Raw genomic sequence first — 6098 nt, 5'->3', positions numbered from 1 at the left:
AGCAAAAGCAGAAGTTGATACTTCTTTAGCTCCGTCCATTAAACGTGCAAAGTCGTATGTTACAACTTTAGATGCAATTGTTTTTTCAATTGAATCTGTAATCTTATCTGCTGCTTCTTGCCAACCTAAATGTTCTAACATTAATACTGCACTTAATAATTCAGATGATGGATTTACTTTATTTAAATCTGCATATTTTGGTGCTGTACCGTGTGTTGCTTCGAAAATAGCATGTCCAGTTTCATAGTTAATGTTTGCACCAGGTGCAATACCAATTCCGCCTACTTGTGCAGCTAATGCATCTGATACATAATCACCATTAAGGTTCATTGTAGCTACTACGTCATGATCTGCAGGACGTGTTAGGATTTGTTGTAAGAAAATATCAGCAATTGAATCTTTAATAATAATCTTACCAGCTTTTTCAGCTTCTTCTTGAGCTGCATTTGCTTTATCTTTGCCTTCATCTTCAACGATTTGGTCATATTGTTGCCAAGTAAATACTTTATCAGCAAATTCATTATGTGCAACATCATAACCCCATTGTTTGAAAGCACCTTCTGTAAATTTCATGATATTACCTTTATGAACTAAAGTAACTGATTTACGGTTATTGTCTAAAGCATACTGAATAGCAGCTCTAACTAAACGTTCTGTACCTTCTTTTGAAACTGGTTTAACACCAAGACCTGATGTTTCTGGGAAACGAATATTAGTAGCACCCATTTCATTTTGTAAGAAATCTACAAGTTTTTTAACTTCAGGAGTACCTTCTTTAAATTCAATACCAGCATAAATATCTTCAGTATTTTCACGGAAAATAACCATATCTGTATCTTCAGGACGTTTAACAGGTGATGGTACACCTTTAAACCAACGTACTGGACGTAAACAAGTAAATAGATCTAATTCTTGACGTAATGCTACATTAAGAGAGCGAATCCCACCACCAATTGGTGTAGTTAATGGCCCTTTAATAGCAATTAAGTATTCGTTAATAGTATCTAACGTTTCTTTAGGTAACCATTCACCTGTTTCATCATAAGCTTTTTGACCAGCTAATACTTCTTTCCATTCGATTTGTTTTTCGCCATTGTATGCTTTCTCAACGGCTGCATCAATAACACGACTTGCCGCTTTCCAAATGTCTGGTCCAATACCGTCACCTATGATATATGGAATGATTGGTTGGTTAGGTACTGATAACCCGTCGTTATTTTTTACAATTTTGTCTCCTGCCATGTCAAAAAACCTCCAAATTTAGTGTGTATAATTTATTTTTATTATCGTTCTTCTATCGGTAAGTATGTTCTGTTTGTTTCTCCAATATATTGTGCACGTGGACGCATGATTCTATTATCTTGATACTGTTCAAGAATGTGTGCAATCCAGCCTGATGTTCTGCTTACCGCAAATATTGGTGTAAATAAATCATGATCGATATTTAAACTGTGGTACACTGTCGCACTATAAAAATCAACATTAGCAATTAAGTTCTTTTCTTGTTTCATTTTATCGGCGATTTTCACAGAAATATCAAACAATTCACTTTGGCCTGTTTCAGAAGTGATTTTTTTACTCATTTCTTTAAGGAATTTCGCTCTTGGGTCGCCATCTTTATATACACGATGACCGAAGCCCATTATTTTTTCTTTGTTTTGAATCTTTTTATCAATATATGAATCAACTTCATCCACTGATTTTACTTCAGATAACATACTCATTACACGTTCATTTGCCCCACCGTGTAATGGTCCTTTTAATGATCCTACTGCAGCAACGATACCAGAATACATATCTGATAATGATGATACAGCACATCTTGCTGTAAATGTAGAAGCATTAAATTCATGATCCGCGTGTAAAACTAACGCTTTGTTAAATGCTTCAACTTCGATATCAGTTGGAAGTTCTCCTCTTAACATGTATAGGAAATTGCCCGCATAATTTAAGTCTTCACTTGGTTTTACAGGTTCTTTTCCTTCTCGTACTCTTGCAAAAGCTGTGACTAAAGAAGCAATTTTTGCTTGAATTCGAATCGCACGCTCCATTGTTTGGCTTTCATCTTCCTCTTCAGCATGCTCATCAAAATGCGCAATATATGAAACAGAAGTTCTTAAAGCTGTCATAGGATGTACATCATCAGTCGCGTACTCTTGGAAATGATTATACACTCTAGGATTTAATGTCATATATTCAAATAATTTAGATTTTAGTTCACTAAGCTCTTCTTTATTTGGTAACCTATAGTGCCATAATAAGAATACAACTTCTTCAAATTCGGCATGATTAGCTAAATCATCGATGTCATAGCCCGCATATGTTAATTGACTATCAATGATTGAACTTACTTTTGTTTCGGCAGCAAGTACCCCTTCCAAGCCTCTTTGTATGTTTGCCATATTAAAATTCCCCTTTTCTATTTCATTATGAAATGGCTTACAAACATTATTATATCCAATCAAATACAATTTGTGAATACCCATGTTTGTATACTTGAGTAATTTCATAAGAAATTAGTTTTACATACTTACATCTTCAACTTTCCACAAAATAGTAGATTGCTATATCTCCATTTTAATAGTAATTACTGGTTTCTTCAATTTTTATAGGTTTTTAAATAGTTATCATCTTTGATAACAATAAAAAATGATTTACTAAAATGTAATTGCTACATACTTATAAAAACAGTTGTATTATTCGCTTTTGAGTAGCATAATTATAAACACAAATAAACTAAGGGAGTTTAAACTATGGCACAACAACTAAATAGAGAATTAAATAGCCGACATGTCCAACTTATTGCTATCGGGGGAGCGATAGGTACAGGCTTGTTTCTTGGCGCAGGTCAAACCATAGCATTAACCGGTCCATCAATTTTATTGACTTATATTATTATTGGTTTCATGCTTTTCATGTTTATGAGAGGCTTAGGCGAAATTTTAGTTTCAAATACCGGCTTTAAATCTTTTGCTGATGTTACGAATGAATACATAGGACCTTTTGCTGGGTTCGTCACTGGATGGACATATTGGCTATGCTGGATTATTACTGGAATGGCTGAAGTTACTGCAGTTGCTCAATATGTAAGTTTCTGGTTTCCTGAAATACCGAACTGGGTGAGTGCTTTATTCTGTGTCCTTGTGTTAATGGTTTTCAACTTATTAAGCGCTCGTTTATTCGGTGAACTTGAATTTTGGTTTGCCATTATCAAAATTGTGACCATTATTGCATTAATTATTGTTGGTATAGTGATGATTGTTATGGCTTATAAAACAGAATTCGGACATGCATCGCTGACAAACCTTTATAATAATGGGATTTTCCCTAAAGGTATTAGCGGTTTTATGATGTCTTTCCAAATGGCGGTATTCTCATTTGTTGGAATAGAGTTAATTGGTGTGACTGCAGGTGAAACAAAGGATCCAACTAAAACAATACCCAAAGCGATCAACAGTGTTCCATTACGAATTTTAGTCTTTTATGTAGGAGCATTAGCTGTCATCATGTCAATTATTCCTTGGGCGCAAGTTAATCCTGAAGAAAGTCCATTCGTTAGATTATTTGCTATCGTAGGTATTCCTTTCGCAGCGGGTATTATTAATTTTGTTGTCTTAACAGCTGCAGCTTCATCTTGTAATAGTGGAATATTTTCAAATAGTCGTATGTTATTCGGTCTATCTAATCAAGAACAAGCACCACCTATTTTCACTAAGACGAATAAAAACGGTGTTCCACACATCGCAATTATTGTTTCTTCAGCGTTATTACTAATTGCAGCGTTATTGAATTATATTGTTCCAAATGCAACAACAGTATTTACTTATGTAACAACCGTTTCAACCGTACTATTTATTGTTGTATGGGCATTGATTACTATCGCTTATATTAATTATCATCGTCACAACCCAGAACAACATAAAACAGCACAATATAAATTAAAAGGTGGTAAATATATGGGCTATGCAATATTACTGTTCTTTTTCCTTGTATTTTGCCTATTATTTGTCAATGTTGATACTAGAATAGCCGTATTCTTAACACCAATTTGGTTTATCATACTTGCATTAATGTATTTACGTTACAAACGAATGCTAAATCAATCTGCAAAATAAATTATAATTTGTCCCCTATACTTAGATCTTATGTTTGGTCTAAGTATAGGGGGTTTTTGTACAGTCCCTACTTTAATTAATAAGTCTATGTACATGTGCAACAAGACAATTTTCAACATAAATATAATATTTAATAAAAAAACGACTAATCCGCATTTAAACGGATTAGTCGTTTTTCAGTATGAGCTTTCAACTCAATTTTTCTCTTAATTAATTGTTAATTATAGTACGTTTGCGTAACCTTCAAAAAGTTTACCTTGGTTCGCATCTACAGTAACAAATGCATCATCTTGAATTTCAGTAGTTGCATTGTCAACACCTACAATTGTTGGGATTCCTTTTTCTAAACCAATAATCGCACTAGGTGAAGTAATACCATTTTCTTCTGTAATTAAACCAATAGCATTCTCTATATAAGGTACTAATGTTTCATCTACAGATTTCGTTACAATGATTTTATCAGACAAATCTTTACCTTCTAAATCACTTGCACTATTAACTACCAATGTATGTCCAACTACTGAGTTTCTACCAATACCTTGACCACTTGCAATTTCATCGCCTATTAAGTGTAATTTCATCATATTAGTAGTACCTTGTTCACCAGTTGGTACACCTGCAGTAATAATAATTAAGTCACCATTATTTACGCGTTCAGTTTCAACTGCAGTAGCAACTGCATTATTTAATAATGCATCAGTTGTTTTACGTCCTTCTTTAACTACAGGATAAACGCCCCATACTAAAGCACACTGACGAGCTGTAGATCCTTTTGGAGTTACAGCAATAATGTCTGATTTAGGACGATATTTAGAAATTGTACGTGCTGTTGAACCACTTTCAGTTGCAGCAACAATTGCTTTTACATTTAAGTTTAAAGCAGTGTGTGCCACAGAAACACCGATAGCATTAACTAATGACGTTTGTACTAATTTGGTACGGTCAGAAAGTAATTTTTTGTAGTCTTGTGCTGCTTCAGCTGAAACCGCAATATTTCTCATTGTTTTAACAGCTTCTTCTGGATAAGAACCAGCTGCAGTTTCTCCAGATAACATTACTGCATCTGTACCATCATAGATAGCATTTGCTACGTCACTAGCTTCTGCTCTTGTAGCACGTGGGTTACGTTGCATTGAATCTAACATTTGCGTTGCAGTAATAACTGGTTTACCTAATTTATTACATTTTCTAATTAAGTCTTTTTGCACCATTGGTACTGATTCAGGTGGGATTTCAACACCCATATCACCACGTGCAACCATTAAACCATCAGAAACTTCAAGAATCGCTTCGATATTATCGATACCTTCTTGGTTTTCAATTTTTGGAATAATGCTGATTGTTTCATTGTTATTATCTTCAAGTAATTTACGGATATCTAATACATCACTTGGACGGCGCACAAAACTTGCAGCGATAAAGTCAACTTCTTGTTGGATACCGAATACAATGTCTTCTGCATCTTTGTCTGTAATACCTGGTAAATTAACTTTAACACCTGGTAAGTTAACGCCTTTTTTATTTTTAAGTTCGCCAGTGTTTAACACATCACAAACTACTTCATTTTGATCTTTATTAATTTGTTTTACCTGTAATTCAATTAAACCATCATCTAATAGAATATATGAACCTTCGTCGACATCATTAATAAGATTATCATACGTTACTGAGAATTTTTCTGGTGTACCTTCTACTTCAGTCATACTAACAATAACTTCAGTACCTTTTTCTAATTCGATGCCACCATTCTTCATGTTGTGTGTACGGATTTCAGGACCTTTTGTGTCTAATAAAATTGCTACAGTTTTACCTAAACGTTTTGATACTCTGCGAATTGAATCGATTCTAGCTTGATGCTCTGCGTGATCACCATGTGAAAAGTTCAGTCTTGCAACGTTCATTCCTGCTTTCATTAGTTTTTCTAACATCTCTTCTGATTCAGATGCTGGTCCAATAGTACAAACAATTTTTGTTTTTCTCATT

4 protein-coding genes are annotated in these 6098 nt (G+C 34.1%); 1 reads left to right on the top strand and 3 read right to left on the bottom strand.

What is annotated here, in order from left to right; translation table 11 throughout:
• Together icd and CD036_RS00975 are read right to left on the bottom strand one after the other, a co-directional pair.
• Window positions 1-1242: NADP-dependent isocitrate dehydrogenase (gene icd, locus CD036_RS00980; protein ID WP_103388011.1), on the bottom strand; the 1242-nt coding region annotated here is incomplete at its 3' end.
• A gap of 41 nt (window positions 1243-1283) precedes the next feature.
• Window positions 1284-2402, bottom strand: a complete 1119-nt coding sequence (locus CD036_RS00975) for a citrate synthase (RefSeq protein WP_103387821.1) — start codon at window positions 2400-2402, stop codon at window positions 1284-1286.
• A 351-nt stretch (window positions 2403-2753) separates the two neighbouring features.
• On the opposite strand from CD036_RS00975, the gene CD036_RS00970 reads away from it, so the two are divergent.
• Entirely contained in the window at window positions 2754-4115 is a 1362-nt protein-coding gene (locus CD036_RS00970) for an amino acid permease (RefSeq protein ID WP_002510247.1), read from the top strand.
• A 221-nt stretch (window positions 4116-4336) separates the two neighbouring features.
• Here the strand turns inward: CD036_RS00970 and pyk are convergent, their stop codons facing one another.
• Window positions 4337-6097, bottom strand: a complete 1761-nt coding sequence (gene pyk, locus CD036_RS00965; protein ID WP_002510246.1) for a pyruvate kinase — start codon at window positions 6095-6097, stop codon at window positions 4337-4339.
• Between the last annotated feature and the right edge of the window lies 1 nt (window position 6098).

Source organism: Staphylococcus arlettae, from assembly GCF_002902345.1.
GTDB classification, from domain to species: Bacteria; Bacillota; Bacilli; order Staphylococcales; family Staphylococcaceae; genus Staphylococcus; species Staphylococcus arlettae.
Note: the sequence above shows the minus strand (reverse complement) of the source record. Positions and strands in the feature narration are given on the sequence as shown.

Coding starts and splice junctions, on each gene's coding strand:
- CD036_RS00975 (WP_103387821.1), bottom strand. CDS start 2,402: ATGGCAAACATACAAAGAGGCTTGGAAGGGGTACTTGCTGCCGAAACA.
- CD036_RS00970 (WP_002510247.1), top strand. CDS start 2,754: ATGGCACAACAACTAAATAGAGAATTAAATAGCCGACATGTCCAACTT.
- pyk (WP_002510246.1), bottom strand. CDS start 6,097: ATGAGAAAAACAAAAATTGTTTGTACTATTGGACCAGCATCTGAATCA.